Annotated in this window: 12 protein-coding genes; 3 read left to right on the top strand and 9 right to left on the bottom strand. The window is 45.8% G+C overall.

From position 1 onward, the window contains the following. Nucleotides 1-23: 23 nt before the first annotated feature. From bamA to rpsB, 9 genes are all read right to left on the bottom strand, one after another. A complete protein-coding gene (bamA, locus tag H027_RS0102645; RefSeq protein ID WP_024870984.1) occupies nt 24-2,450 on the bottom strand; it encodes an outer membrane protein assembly factor BamA in 2,427 nt (808 codons plus the stop codon). A 26-nt stretch (nt 2,451-2,476) separates the two neighbouring features. Continuing rightward, nucleotides 2,477-3,826, bottom strand: a complete 1,350-nt coding sequence (gene rseP / locus H027_RS0102650; RefSeq protein WP_024870985.1) for a sigma E protease regulator RseP — start codon at nt 3,824-3,826, stop codon at nt 2,477-2,479. After that, nucleotides 3,823-5,019 (bottom strand): 1-deoxy-D-xylulose-5-phosphate reductoisomerase, encoded by a 1,197-nt coding sequence (gene ispC / locus H027_RS0102655; RefSeq protein ID WP_024870986.1) that lies wholly within the window; start codon nt 5,017-5,019, stop codon nt 3,823-3,825. Before ispC ends, rseP begins: the two co-directional genes overlap by 4 nt. Nucleotide 5,020: 1 nt before the next feature. Next, nucleotides 5,021-5,875 (bottom strand): phosphatidate cytidylyltransferase, encoded by an 855-nt coding sequence (locus H027_RS0102660; RefSeq protein ID WP_024870987.1) that lies wholly within the window; start codon nt 5,873-5,875, stop codon nt 5,021-5,023. A gap of 18 nt (nt 5,876-5,893) precedes the next feature. Beyond that, a complete protein-coding gene (uppS, locus tag H027_RS0102665; RefSeq protein WP_024870988.1) occupies nt 5,894-6,673 on the bottom strand; it encodes a polyprenyl diphosphate synthase in 780 nt (259 codons plus the stop codon). A gap of 69 nt (nt 6,674-6,742) precedes the next feature. Then, nucleotides 6,743-7,300 carry a ribosome recycling factor gene (gene frr / locus H027_RS0102670; RefSeq protein ID WP_024870989.1) on the bottom strand — a complete coding sequence of 186 codons (558 nt, stop codon included), beginning with the start codon at nt 7,298-7,300 and terminating at the stop codon, nt 6,743-6,745. Nucleotides 7,301-7,376: 76 nt separating this feature from the next. Next, on the bottom strand, nt 7,377-8,111 hold the full coding sequence (pyrH, locus tag H027_RS0102675; protein ID WP_024870990.1) for a UMP kinase: 735 nt from the start codon (nt 8,109-8,111) through the stop codon (nt 7,377-7,379). Nucleotides 8,112-8,178: 67 nt separating this feature from the next. Then, nucleotides 8,179-9,057: a translation elongation factor Ts gene (tsf, locus tag H027_RS0102680; protein ID WP_024870991.1), complete on the bottom strand. Its 879-nt coding sequence runs from the start codon at nt 9,055-9,057 to the stop codon at nt 8,179-8,181. A gap of 99 nt (nt 9,058-9,156) precedes the next feature. Beyond that, nucleotides 9,157-9,885, bottom strand: coding sequence for a 30S ribosomal protein S2 (rpsB, locus tag H027_RS0102685; protein ID WP_024870992.1), 729 nt, complete (start codon nt 9,883-9,885; stop codon nt 9,157-9,159). Nucleotides 9,886-10,194: 309 nt separating this feature from the next. Here rpsB and map point away from each other — a divergent pair, with 309 nt between their 5' ends. From map to dapD, 3 genes are read left to right on the top strand one after another with little or no spacing between them, the layout of a single operon-like run. Beyond that, the gene (gene map / locus H027_RS0102690) at nt 10,195-10,986 is read left to right on the top strand and encodes a type I methionyl aminopeptidase (RefSeq protein WP_024870993.1); all 792 of its coding nucleotides are present in this window, start codon (nt 10,195-10,197) and stop codon (nt 10,984-10,986) included. A 36-nt stretch (nt 10,987-11,022) separates the two neighbouring features. Then, the gene (gene glnD, locus H027_RS0102695; RefSeq protein WP_237657919.1) at nt 11,023-13,665 is read left to right on the top strand and encodes a bifunctional uridylyltransferase/uridylyl-removing protein GlnD; all 2,643 of its coding nucleotides are present in this window, start codon (nt 11,023-11,025) and stop codon (nt 13,663-13,665) included. Nucleotides 13,666-13,696: 31 nt separating this feature from the next. Further along, nucleotides 13,697-14,524 (top strand): 2,3,4,5-tetrahydropyridine-2,6-dicarboxylate N-succinyltransferase, encoded by an 828-nt coding sequence (dapD, locus tag H027_RS0102700; protein WP_024870995.1) that lies wholly within the window; start codon nt 13,697-13,699, stop codon nt 14,522-14,524. Nucleotides 14,525-14,663 lie beyond the last annotated feature (139 nt).

Raw genomic sequence — 14,663 nt, forward strand, 5'->3', positions numbered from 1 at the left:
TATATAACTCCCTTTTTGACGCGTTAGAAGGTGCGTCCGATATTAAAGTTAAACACTTCCGTTTGATCACCTGGCATTTTCTTCACCGGTTTAGCAAACGAGAACACCAGAGGACCCATAGGGGACAGCCATTGTAACGACATCCCCACTGACATACGAATATTAGATGGGCTCGCATAATCATAATAACGATCGCATGCGTAACCACAGGTGTACAAGTCCTGATTGAAAGTCGTATCCCAGACGGTGCCTACATCGTAGAAGAAGGTAGTGCGCAACTGCCCTCGGTAGGTATCACTAATAAATGGCGTAGGTACCACCAATTCCGCCGAGGCTACCGCCATAGCATTACCGCCCAGAGATTTATTTTCTGGATAGACGGCTGGACCACTGATATCAGAACGATCTAACTGCAATGCTCTCGGGCCGATAGCATTTGAACGGAAACCACGCATCCATTGACTACCACCGGCATAATAGTTCTCGAAGAATGGAAGCGTCTGGTCATAGCCATTTTTCTGCCCATACCCATTGCCATACGCTGTTTTAAAGCGCCCAGATACAACCCAGAGATGATCTCTGTCAAATGGGTAGTAATGATCGTCTTCAAAGCTGACTTTATAGAATTGTAAATCTGAACCCGGTACGGTGATTTTACCGGCCACTTGCTGCCGATTCCCCTGGGTCGGGAATATCCCTTTATTCAGATTATTACGCGTCCAAGTCAAGGAAACATCATAATCGTCGAATACCGCATGGCCATCATCCGTTAAATCAATCGAGTTGATATACCAGAATTTATTGATCTGGGCATAGTTGGTCGTTTTGGACAGTCGGTTGTGTTCATAACCCAACCCGTATTCCAAACTATTCAACTCATCGAGTGGATAGCCTAATGTGGCACGCGTACCAATCGTCTCATTGTCATAGTCGATAAGGTTAGCATCGCCCGCCGTAAATTTGTTGTAGTAAACCTTGCCGCCCAAACTTACACCGTCAACGGTGAAATAAGGGTCAGTAAAACTTAACTCAACGTTTTTGCTGTATTTGTTGGTTTCAAAATTGATAGCCCCTTTATTGCCAGAACCAAAGAAGTTATCTTGTGAAATACCGGCCTGGAAACTTATACCCGATTCCGTACCATAACCAACACCACCGTTGATAGAGCCAACAGAGCGCTCTTTAACATCCACATCCAGATCTGCCTGATCTTCATGTCCCGCAATGCGATGCGGTTGAACGTCAACTTTTTCAAAATATCCCAATTTGTCTAATCGTGATTTTGAATTTTCAATTTTATCGCCTGACAGCCACGTTCCTTCCATCTGACGCATTTCACGGCGCAAGACTTCGTCTTTTGTCACCTGATTACCTGAGATGTTAATACGACGGACATACACACGCGGGCCCGGTTCAACGTTAATCGTTAAATCAACTTGCTTGGTTTCATCATTCATGGATGGATAGGTGGTGACCTTCGGATAGGCATAACCGAAACGTCCCAGATATTTGGATAACACTTCTTCGGTGTGTGTAACATCAGCCGCCGAATACATTGCCCCTTTTTCCAGAGCAATCAGGTTACGCATTTCCGCGCCATGATTTTCCAGGTTACCCTTTAAATCAACATGGTTGATCGTATATTGGTCACCTTCATGGATGTTCAACGTGACGTACAGACCTTTCCGATCGGGTGTCATCGAAACTTGCGTTGAATTCACTTTAAACCGCGCATAGCCGCGGTTCATGTAGTATGAACGCAATGTTTCAATATCAGCTTCCAGTTTTTGTTTCTGATATTTCTGGTCAGCCATGAAATTCCACCACGGAACATCATCGCGCAGTGATAATTGAGCTACCAATTTTTCTTCAGGAAATTTGGTGTTACCCACGATATTGATCTGCTGAATCTTGGCGGATACGCCTTCAATAAATTTGAATTTCAGATCAACGCGATTGCGGGGTAATGGCGTCACAATCGCCTGTACCTTAGCGGAATATTTACCTACACCGTAATAAAAATCTTCCAATGATTTTTCGAGTGTACGCAACATAGTTCGATCCAAGGCTTCACCAACGCGAACCCCACTGGACTCTAACGTCTGTTTTAACTGCTCTTCTTTGATGTCTTTGTTGCCTTCAAATTCGATTTGGCTGATTGTTGGCCGCTCTTTAACTTGCACGACCAGTGCATCACCATCACGCATTAATTTCACATCATCAAAGTTGCCTGATGAATAAAGGCGTTTAACTGCGTTGGCACTCGCATTGCTATCCAGCTTGTCACCAACACGAACAGGGAGATTTAGCAAAGCTGCGCCTAGTGTGACACGTTGCAAACCTTCAATACGAATGTCTTTTACAATGAAAGGCTCTGTCGCTGCCTGAGCTTGTCCAATCAAACTGCACGCCATCAGGCATGATACAGCCAAAACTTTTTTTAACGCCATGTTGTATTGAGATCCTTGTTTATCCGTTAAAAACGGGTGAAATCATTAAACAGCGCAATAGCCATTAGGCACATTAATAGTGCAGCACCAATACGATAAGCAATATCCTGCACTTTAGCGGGAACCGGACGACGTAAAAGTGCTTCAATGCCAAAAAACAATAAATGACCGCCATCCAAGACTGGTAGAGGCAATAGGTTCATAATACCAAGGTTTACACTGATTAGCCCCAGAAACCCCAGGAAATAAACCAAACCAAATCCAGCACTGTCGCCTGCACCTTTCGCAATTGAGATTGGTCCGCTCAAATTGTCGACTGAAATTGTGCCTGTCAGTAATTTCCCAACCACATCTAGTGTTAATTTTGTTACTTCACCAGTGCGTTTTAAAGCATGGAAAACCGATTCAACAGGCCCATAACGCGTTTCTGTCAGGTATTTTGCTGGCAGTGGTTTCACTTTCGGCATCAGCCCGGCAAAACCGATAAACCGATTTTTGGTTTCTTTACGCGCGGGAATCAATGTCACATTGATATTCTGACTGTCTCTCAGAACAACCAACTGCAATGGCACCTCTGGTGACTGTTGTACTATATGTGCGAAACTCTGCCAATCCGTCACAGTCTGTTGATTAACAGAGATAATTTTATCACCAATTTTAAGTCCGGCTTTTTCACCAGCCCCACCCGGAGTCAGTTGCGCCAACTCCAATAATATCTCTGGTGATAATGGGCTAAAACCCAGTTTGCGAAATGGTAATGGTTCTTCGGGACTGATCTGCCAATCCTTCAGTGGCAAATTAATTTGCTGCACACCGTCTGAATCAGATTCAACAGTTAATGCTATTGCTGTCTGCCCTGCTGCACCGACAAATCCATAACTCACCTCTTCCCAGTCCGTCACAGACTGCTGATTGACCTTCACAATTTGCATGCCGCTGCGCAGACCAGCTTGATATGCAATTGAAGAGGGAACTATTTCACCGATGACAGGTTTAACACTTGACACACCAATTAAATACACGGCCCAAAAAGCCACCACAGCAAATACAAAATTTGCCAATGGACCAGCCGCTACGATAGCGGCTCGCTTGATGACGGGTTGAGTATTAAATGCTTGAGATTTTAATGCTGAAGGAACTGGTTCAACCCGCTCATCCAGCATCTTCACATATCCCCCCAAAGGGATGAGTGATAGCGAATATTCCGTTCCATCTTTGCCTGTACGATTCCAGAGAATTTTCCCAAACCCCAAGGAGAATCGTAACACCTTCACGCCACAGCGACGCGCAACCCAAAAGTGTCCCCATTCGTGCACCGCAATTAAGATGATCAGTGCTACCAGAAATGAAGCTAAATTCCATAACCCCGACGTCATGCAGTTAACTCCATAATTTTCTGATGGGCTAAATGTCTGGCCTCAGTATCAATGGCCAAAATCGTTTCTAATTCATTAGCCGGGTCAAGATTCAATGCTGAAAGCACATCAGCGACAACATGGTGTATTTGCGTAAAGCCAATACGTGTATTCAAAAACGCTTCAACTGCAACCTCATTTGCCGCATTTAATGCAGTTGTTGCACTCTGCCCTGCCCAGCAGGCTTCAATTGCCAATTTAAGACACGGATAACGATCAAAATCCACAGGCAAAAAGGAAAGCTCACCGAGACGAGAAAAATCCAGAGGGTTTACCCCTGAAGTTACCCGCTCAGGAAACCCCATGGCATGGGCAATTGGCGTTCTCATGTCAGGTTGTCCCATTTGGGCCAACACAGAGCCATCCCGATACTGCACCATTGAATGAATAACGGATTGTGGATGGATAATCACTTGGATTTGATCTGGTTGGGCATTGAACAACCATTTTGCCTCAATGAACTCCAAACCTTTGTTCATCATGCTGGCTGAATCGACGGAAATTTTTCGTCCCATAGACCAATTAGGATGAGCAACTGCTTGTTCCGGCGTCACGGAGTTCAACTCTGACACAGGAGTATAACGAAATGGTCCGCCCGACCCTGTCAGTAGAATTTTTTCCACACCGACAGAGTGCAGATCGCAAAAACCTAATGTCGCTTGAGCGTCTGCAGGCAAACACTGAAAAATGGCATTATGTTCACTATCAACAGGAAGTATTTTGGCGCCGGATTGTTGTGCAGTTTCAATGAATAGACGCCCAGACATGACCAATGCTTCTTTATTCGCAAGCAGGACTGTTTTGCCTTTTTTTATTGCCGCCAGTGCTGGTAACAAACCCGCAGCACCAACAATAGCCGCCATGACGACATCAACCGAAGGATACGAGGCCACCAGACATAGCGCATCTACGCCAGCAAGAACTTCTGTTTTAAGTTTATGGGAAGCCAGCGCCTCGCGTAAAACCAAAGCAGACTTTTCATCAGCCATAACAGCAAATGATGGTTGAAACTCCAGACAATCAGCAATCATCTGTTCAACATCACTATTGGCAGTCAACGCAGTGACTGTAAATTTATCCCGATGTCTTCGGACAATATCAAGTGTACTGCGACCTATCGACCCAGTAGATCCAAGGATCGTCATATACTGCATGTTATAAACCTTTACTAATTAACTGGTAACTTACAACAAAAATAGGTAAAGCAGCAGTGAGGCTATCAATTCGATCTAATATACCACCATGTCCCGGCAGTAATGAGCCTGAATCTTTAATACCTGCCACTCGCTTAAACAAGCTCTCAGTTAAATCACCCAATACGGAAGCCAGCACAGCCAGAATAGAACTGATAATAATCGCAGCGCTTTGTAACATAGAACTGTGAACCTTGAAGGTCACAATGACCGCTAACAGCGTCGCTGCTCCAACACCACCTAATAGGCCTTCCACCGTTTTATTTGGACTAACCGCAGGTAGCAATTTACGTGACCCGAATGCCCGCCCCGTAAAATAGGCGCCCGTGTCAGCAATCCATACCAGTGACATCACAAACAACAAAGTCCAACTGCCCACTTTCGTATCTTGTTGAAATTGATGACCCCGTAAAATCAGCAATGACCAGAAAAATGGTAACAAGACGCAGAGACCGAAAAACCATTGGACTAATATGCGCTTTTGCCACCATTTTTCACTACCTGGATAACAAATGATCATGCGTAATGCCAAGCACCACCAGCCAACAGCTATCAGTAAAATCCCCCATAACAAAGGTGAGATGTGTCCATTCAGGATTTGGGGCAAAGGAACAAAATAGTAGCTGGCGAACAATATCACTGAATAACTGACAGCAAACAAAGTGGGTAAATGCGGCGCTGAAAAACGCCCCCATTCCCTTCCGGCAAGGAAAAACAACATTGCAGCCAATAAGGCAAAATATTCAACTGAAAGACAAAACACCCAGCCAAGGGCCAGTGGTATCAAAATAGAAGCCGTTATAATTCTTTGTTTCAATGAAAATTATCCCTTTTATTATGTGTTTTTGACTGAAGAAACCAGCCATTCTTTTATTTGATCACCAGTACATCCAAACCGGCGCTCACGGGAAACAAAAGAAGCTATCGCTTCCATAAATTTGTCTTCACCAAAATCAGGCCAAAGCACAGGGGTGAAAAACAGTTCTGCATAGGCGATTTGCCACAGCAAAAAATTACTGACCCGATGGTCGCCGCCCGTTCTAATCAGCAAATCGACCTCGGGAATATCGGCCATCGAGATATGATGCGATAACAGCGATTCATCAATCTGTTCAGGCAATAGATGACCTTGCGCGACCTGTGTTGCAATTTGCTGGCAGGCCTGAACAATGTCCCATCTGCCGCCATAGTTTGCCGCTATATTCAGAATCATGCCGTCGTTATTTGCAGTCAATGCTTCTGCATCATGGATCTTCTTTTGCAAACGGTCACTGAATCCACGAATATCGCCGATCACACGCAGACGGATATTACCATCATGTAATTTTCGAACCTCGCGCCCCAGCACAAACATGAACAATTCCATCAATGCAGATACTTCTGATTCTGGACGTCGCCAATTTTCACTAGAAAACGCAAATAAAGTTAGCGCCTTTATTCCTAAGCGAGAAGCAACGGATACCACCTGACGAACAGAGGTTACACCAGCTTTATGGCCAGCTATGCGGATCTTTCCCCGTTGTTGAGCCCAGCGCCCATTACCATCCATGATAATAGCAACATGCTTTGGCATAGATTGATTGGCAATGTCCGCGATGGCATCAGGTAATGTCATTGATTCCTCCATATAAAAAGGCGCCGTGCAGCATGCCGCACGGCGCCCGTACTATACCTGATTAACAGCTTAGATTTCCATTAGCTCTTTTTCTTTAGCGGCTAACAAGTCATCAACCAGCTTCACAAAACCGTCAGTCAGTTTCTGGATCTCTTCTTGAGCACGACGATCATCGTCTTCTGTAATTTCTTTGTCTTTCAACAAAGCTTTCAGATCCGCATTACAATCACGACGGATATTGCGGACTGAAACACGAGATTGTTCTGCTTCTGCACGTACCAGTTTAATCAAATCTTTACGACGTTCTTCGGTCAATGGTGGCAATGGCACACGAATAGTCGTACCTGCAGATGAAGGATTTAATCCTAAATCTGAAGTCATAATTGCTTTCTCAACAGCCTGAATCATACTGCGATCAAACACGGTAACGGCCAGCGTACGGGCATCTTCGGCAACAACGTTGGCAACCTGACGCAGCGGAGTCGCAGAACCGTAATATTCAACACTGATTCCATCCAGTAATGCAGGTTGAGCACGACCAGTACGGATCTTAGACATCTGAGATTTTAGTGAGTCAACACTTTTGGTCATGCGATCTTTTGCATCAGTTTTAATTTCATTGATCACAATCTGTATCCTTATTTCGCTAGATTTGGCAGACGCTTCATATTAAAGACTTTATATAGCCAAAACGAAAGTCTGATTATTTATTTTTGTGATAAATCAAAGTGCCTTCGCGCTCACCCATGATCACACGACGTAATGATCCTGGTTTATTCATATTGAAGACACGAATAGGCAAGTTATGGTCGCGGGCCAGCGTAAACGCAGCCAAATCCATAACTTTTAATTCTTTGTCCAGAACTTCACTGTAGTCGAGTTCTGAATACAACTCAGCATCAGGATATTTCACTGGATCTGCCGAGAAAACCCCGTCAACTTTTGTTGCCTTTAAGACAACTTCCGCTTCAATCTCAATCCCGCGCAGACAAGCCGCAGAATCTGTAGTAAAAAACGGATTACCTGTACCTGCAGCAAAAATAACTACACGACCGTTGCGCAGCAGGCTAATCGCTTCTGCCCAGTTGTAGTCATTACAGATACCTTGCAAATTAATAGCTGACATCAGACGGGCATTTACATAGGCGCGGTGCAGAGCATCACGCATAGCCAGACCATTCATCACGGTCGCCAGCATACCCATGTGATCACCTACTACACGGTTCATGCCAGCTTTTGCCAGACCAGCGCCACGGAACAGGTTGCCGCCACCAATAACAAGACCAACTTCAACGCCCAATTCGATCAATTCCTTGATCTCTTGCGCCATACGATCCAATACAGTAGGGTCGATACCAAAACCTTCGGCACCCTGCAGGGCTTCGCCACTCAGTTTCAGCAGAACACGTTTATATGCAGTTTTCGGATGAGTGCTCATTGCTCTATTTCCCGCTCATAGAAAGACCGCGACATATGTCGCGGTCTGTATTTAGCCGATGGTTTGATTAACCTTTCATGGCAGCAATTTGTGCCTGAACTTCAGCAGCGAAATCAGTTTCCTGTTTTTCGATACCTTCGCCTACTTCGAAACGGATGAAGTCCTGAACATCAGCACCTTTCTGTTTCAGCAGGTCAGCAACGATTACTGAAGGATCTTTAACGAATGGCTGACCAGTCAGAGAAATTTCACCAGTGAATTTCTTCATGCGGCCTTCAACCATTTTCTCTGCAATTTCTTTTGGCTTGCCAGAGTTAACAGCGATTTCAACCTGAATTTCGCGTTCTTTAGCTACAACTTCTGCAGAAACGTCTTCAGGTTTAACGAATTGTGGGCTGTTTGCCGCAACGTGCATTGCCAGATCTTTAGCCAGATCAGCATCGCCACCAACCAGTTTGGTCACAACACCGATGCGTGAACCGTGGATATAAGTACCCAGGTTGTCACCTTCAACGATGATGATACGACGCAGGTTCATGTTTTCACCGATCTTAGCGATCAGGTTGTTCAGAGTAACCTGAACGCTTTCGCCGTTACCGAAGTCTGCATTTTTCAGCACTTCCAGATCAGCGATTTTGCCAGCCAGTGCGATTTCAGCTACTTTGTCACCGAATGCACGGAAGCTAACGTCTTTAGCAACGAAGTCAGTTTCACAGTTCAGTTCGATCATGACAGCAGTGTTGCCAGAAGAACGAGCAACAATCACACCTTCCGCTGCGATACGGCCTGCTTTTTTAGCCGCTTTAGCCTGACCTGATTTACGCATGTTTTCGATGGCTAATTCGATGTCGCCATTTGCTTCGGTCAGTGCTTTTTTACAATCCATCATGCCTGCGCCAGTACGTTCGCGCAGTTCTTTTACCATTGCAGCAGTAATATCTGCCATGTCATCCATCCTCAAATTAGGTAAATGCCAGTTACAGCAAAAAGGGGCCACAGGGGCCCCTTCAAACCTGTACGATTCGTGTCAGGGCCTAACTACAAATTAGTTAGCTTCAACAAAACCGTCTTGTTCAGCTTGAACAACGATATCCAGCTCGCGAGCAGTTTTGATTGCATCAGCAGCAGCATTCAGATACAGCTGTACAGCACGGATCGCGTCATCGTTACCTGGGATGATGTAATCCACGCCGTCTGGGTTTGAGTTGGTATCAACGATAGATACAACTGGAATACCCAGGTTGTTAGCTTCTTTGATAGCGATATGTTCGTGATCAGCATCGATTACGAACAGAACATCAGGCAGGCCGCCCATGTCTTTGATACCGCCCAGGCTCTTCTCCAGCTTTTCCATTTCACGAGTACGCATCAGCGCTTCTTTCTTGGTCAGCTTTTCGAAAGTGCCGTCTTGTGACTGAGTTTCCAGATCTTTCAGACGTTTGATTGACTGACGAACAGTTTTCCAGTTAGTCAGCATACCGCCCAACCAGCGATGGTTCACATAGAACTGGTCGCAGTTAGCCGCTGCGTCTTTAACAGCTTCTGTTGCAGCACGTTTAGTACCAACAAACAGAATTTTACCTTTTTTGGAAGCAACGCTAGACAGGTAGTTCAGCGCGTCATCAAACATTGGAACTGTTTTTTCCAGGTTGATGATATGTACATTGTTGCGGGCACCGAAGATGTACTGCTTCATTTTTGGGTTCCAGAAACGAGTCTGGTGACCGAAGTGAACACCTGCCTGCAGCATGTCGCGCATAGAAACTTTAGCCATTTTATTCCTCTTTGGGGTTGGGCCTCCACACATCCCTCACTCCGACCATGTTAGGCACCCCGGAGCGGGTTATAGATGTGTGTGTGGTTTAAGATTTAAGTGATGAAATCGGAGAGCTCTCCGTTCGGGCGGCTTTATACCATAAAGACGCTCTGAGCGCCACTTTAAATAGGTTAATGCCGAGTCTTTTAATATGAAGAATAGCTGGCATTACTGTTGTTGAGACTAGCACTCATTTTCTATTGTCTATAAAATCAATGAAACGTTATACCTGCCGTAAGGTTGCAGGTTTCAGCTCAGAGAAATCATATGTCCATCATTATTAAAACCGCTGAAGAAATTGAAAAGATGCGCGTGGCTGGTCGTCTGGCTGCTGAAGTGCTTGAGATGATCGCACCGTATATGAAAGCGGGTATTACGACTGAGGAACTGGATAACATCTGTCACGATTATATCGTCAATGAACAGAAAGCCATTCCCGCCCCGTTGAACTATCACGGTTTCCCGAAATCAACCTGTATTTCGATTAATCATGTTGTTTGCCATGGCATTCCCTCTGCAGATAAGAAGCTGAAAGACGGCGACATTGTGAATATGGACATCACTGTGATCAAGGATGGCTATCATGGCGATACATCGCAGATGTTTATTATCGGAAAAGGCAGCATCATGGCAGAACGCTTATGTCGTGTTGCGCAGGAATCGCTTTATCTGGCTATCAAAATGGTAAAACCCGGTGCCCGTTTGGGTGATTTGGGTGCGGCCATTCAAAAACATGCGGAAGGTCATGGCTATTCCGTAGTACGCGAATATTGTGGCCACGGTATCGGTAAGGGTTTTCATGAAGAACCCCAGGTTTTACATTATGGTAAAGCCGGTACAGGCGAAATCCTGCGGCCGGGCATGTGTTTTACCATTGAACCCATGATCAACGCAGGAAAACCACAATGTAGCGTGTTAAAAGATGACTGGACGGTGGTGACCAAAGATCGCAGTTTATCAGCTCAATGGGAACACACTTTGCTTGTTACGGAAGATGGATGTGAAGTCCTGACCTTACGTAAAGATGAAACATTGGATCGTATTTTTCATCATAGCTGATTTATCCCGGCTCCACAGTGACGTGGAGCCTAACCCATGGAATTGCTTATGCTTCCGGAACAACTGAACCCGGGTGCCATACCCGATGATCGACTGACTATCCCGCACTGCAAAGAACTACTATCACAACTTCAAACCTGGCTACAGGCGCAATTTGAAGCACAAGAAGATGTTTTACCGCTGGTCATGGCGCGTTCAGAATTCACCGACCAGTTATTAACCCGTTTATGGCTGAAATTTGGCTTAGACAAACATCCTTCTTTGGCATTAATTGCCGTAGGTGGTTACGGACGTAGCGAACTCCACCCCTACTCTGACATTGATATTCTGGTCTTGAGTCAGAAAAATATCACGCCACAACAAGGTGAAACCATCAGTCAGTTTCTGACACTATTATGGGATTTGCGTCTGGATATCGGGCATGCGGTGCGTTCGCTAAAAGAATGTGTTCAGCAGGGAAAAGACGATATTACCGTCGCGACCAATCTTTTAGAAAGTCGTCTGATTTGCGGTTCAGTTCAAACGTTTGATGCACTTCAGGAAGCGATCCAGCCCCCTAAATTCTGGCCAAGTGATGCCTTTTTCCGCGCAAAACGCGAAGAGCAGATGCTCCGCCATCAGCAGTATCAGGACACTGCTTTTTTACTGGAGCCGGATGTTAAAAGTAACCCGGGGGGACTGCGGGATCTGCAGATTATTACCTGGATTGCCCGTCGTCAGTATGGCGCCATGTCATTACAGGAAATGACCAGTTTCGGATTTCTGAATAAAGCTGAATATCTGGAGTTGCAGGATTGTCAGAATTTCCTGTGGCGGGTACGTTTTGCCTTGCATCTGGCCATTCAGAAAAATGATAACCGTCTGCTGTTTGACCGTCAGCGCATAGTTGCCAAAATGCTTGGCTACCCCGGCGAAGGTAATGCACCGGTTGAGCAAATGATGAAGCGTTTCTTTCAAACAGTACGTCGTATCACTGAACTGAATGAAATGCTGTTGCAACTTTTTGATGAAGCCATTCTGGGTAACGAATCGACCAAAACCAAACTGGTCAACGAAAATTTCATTGTCCGTGGCACATTGATTGATGTTTTAGAGCCATCCATCTTTGAAAATGCGCCACACACCATGCTGGATTTGTTTTATCAGATCGCAGAAAACCCGGAAATTACCGGAATTTACTCCTCCTGTCTGCGCGCATTACGTGATGCACGACGCGGTCTGGTAATCGCGTTACAGGAGTTGCCGGAATGTCGCGAACGTTTTATGGCGATCCTTCGTCATCCGCGTGGCATTTCACTGCCCTTCACGCTGATGCATGAGCATGGCATTCTGGCCGCCTATTTACCGCAATGGAGCCAGATTGTCGGTCAGATGCAATTTGATATGTTCCATGCCTACACGGTTGATGAGCATACCCATCGCTTGCTGAAAAATATTTATCGGTTCCAGCAGGCTGAACGGGCCAAATTACACCCGCTGTTTTTTGAAACATACAACCGGCTGAAAAAGCCTGAACTGTTATTCATTGCCGCCCTTTTCCACGATATCGCTAAAGGTCGGGGTGGTGACCATTCCGATTTGGGGGCCAATGACGCGCTCTACTTCTGCGAATTACATGGTTTAGATCGTTATGAAGGCCGCCTCGTTGCCTGGCTGGTCAAGAACCACCTGCTGTTTTCGGTCACGGCACAACGTCGTGATATTTATGATCCTGACATCATTACGGAGTTTGCGCGTGCAGTTCGAGATGAGGAACATCTGGGCTACCTGTATTGCCTGACCGTCGCTGATATTTGTGCCACCAATGATTCGCTATGGAATGACTGGAAAGGTACCTTATTGAAAGAACTGTTCTTTGCTACACAGCGTGCTTTACGTCAGGGATTGGAAAATCCGCCGGATATGCGTTTGCGTATTCGTGAAAATCAACGTCAAGCCATGTTGATCCTGAAAATACAAGGCTACGACGAATCCAAGATTAATCAGCTTTGGCAACAGTTTAAAGCCGATTATTTCCTGCGACATGGATCTGAACAGATAGCCTGGCATAGTCGTCATATCATTGATCACGCGGACCAAAGCAAACCACTGGTCGTCTTTGGTAATCACAAAACGCGTGGGGGCAGTGAAATTTTCCTCTACAGCCCGGATATGCCGAATCTTTTCGCTACGGTAGCAGCCATTCTGGATCACAAAAACCTCGATATTCATGACGCCCAGATCATGAACTCGAAAGACGGTTACGTCATGGATACCTTTGTGGTCATGGAACCCAATGGTGAACCAGTCGTGGTGGATCGCGTCCCCATGATCATTCAATCATTGGAGCAGGCACTAACCCGCCCCGGTTATACTTTGCCACCGTCACGGCCACTGTCTCGTCGGCATCGGCAGTTCAATGTACCAACCACGATCACGTTCTTGCCTGTAAAAGGTGATCATAAACATAGCTTGATTGAATTGGTCGCGCTAGATAGCCCAGGGGTTCTGGCACGGATCGGTTCAGTCTTCCAAGAGTGTGAACTGGAAGTTCATGCCGCCAAAATCACCACCATTGGTGAAAGAGTAGAAGACTTTTTCAGTTTGTCACGTCATGACGGGTTCCCGTTAACGGATGAAGATAAGCAAAAGCTGGAAGAAAAACTGATAGAAAAGCTAAATCCATCCGACGAAATGTGATAAAAAGAACCGTTTTTTTAGGGAGAGAAACATGTCTGATTTACAACGCATCATTGATGACGCATTTGAGCGTCGCGATACCATTACGCCAACTAGCGTCGATCCGATTGTTCGTGAAGCGGTGCTGCAAACTATTGACATGCTGGATGCAGGTCAAATCCGTGTCGCTGAAAAAATCGCCGGAGAATGGGTGGTGCATCAATGGGTGAAGAAGGCAGTTCTGCTGTACTTCCGCATCAATGATAACGCGGCGCTGCAAGGTGCCGGCACTCAGTATTACGACAAAGTGCCATTGAAATTTGCTGATTACACACCTGAGCAGTTCAAACAGGAAGCCATTCGTGTTGTACCGCCAGCAACCGTACGTAAAGGTTCATTCATCGCCCGTAATGCCGTCCTGATGCCTTCTTATGTGAACATCGGTGCTTATGTTGGCGAAGGCACCATGGTTGATACCTGGGCGACCGTTGGTTCTTGTGCTCAGATCGGCGCAAATGTGCATCTGTCTGGTGGCGTGGGTATCGGTGGTGTTCTGGAGCCGCTGCAGGCTGGCCCAACCATCATCGAAGACAACTGCTTCATCGGTGCTCGTTCAGAAGTCGTTGAAGGTGTGATTGTGGGTGAAGGCTCTGTGATTTCCATGGGCGTATTCATCGGCCAGTCTACCCGTATTTATGATCGTGAAACCGGCGAAATCCACTACGGTAAAGTTCCTCCGGGATCGGTGGTGGTTTCAGGTTCTCTGCCATCCAAATGTGGCAAATACAGCCTGTATGCAGCCGTGATCGTAAAGAAAGTAGATGCTAAAACCCGTTCTAAAGTAGGCATCAACGGCCTGCTGCGCAGCATCGACGAATAATCAGTTTATTCTGATAGCATCTCTAACGCCCCTTTCTTGGGGCGTTATTTTTTGCCAACGCTCACACCGTTAATCAGAGAGCTGGATCAACTGCGCTGACTTTCTGGAAATGCATATATTTATGCCATACAGTAATAAG

This window comes from Tolumonas lignilytica (genome assembly GCF_000527035.1).
GTDB lineage: Bacteria > Pseudomonadota > Gammaproteobacteria > Enterobacterales > Aeromonadaceae > Tolumonas > Tolumonas lignilytica.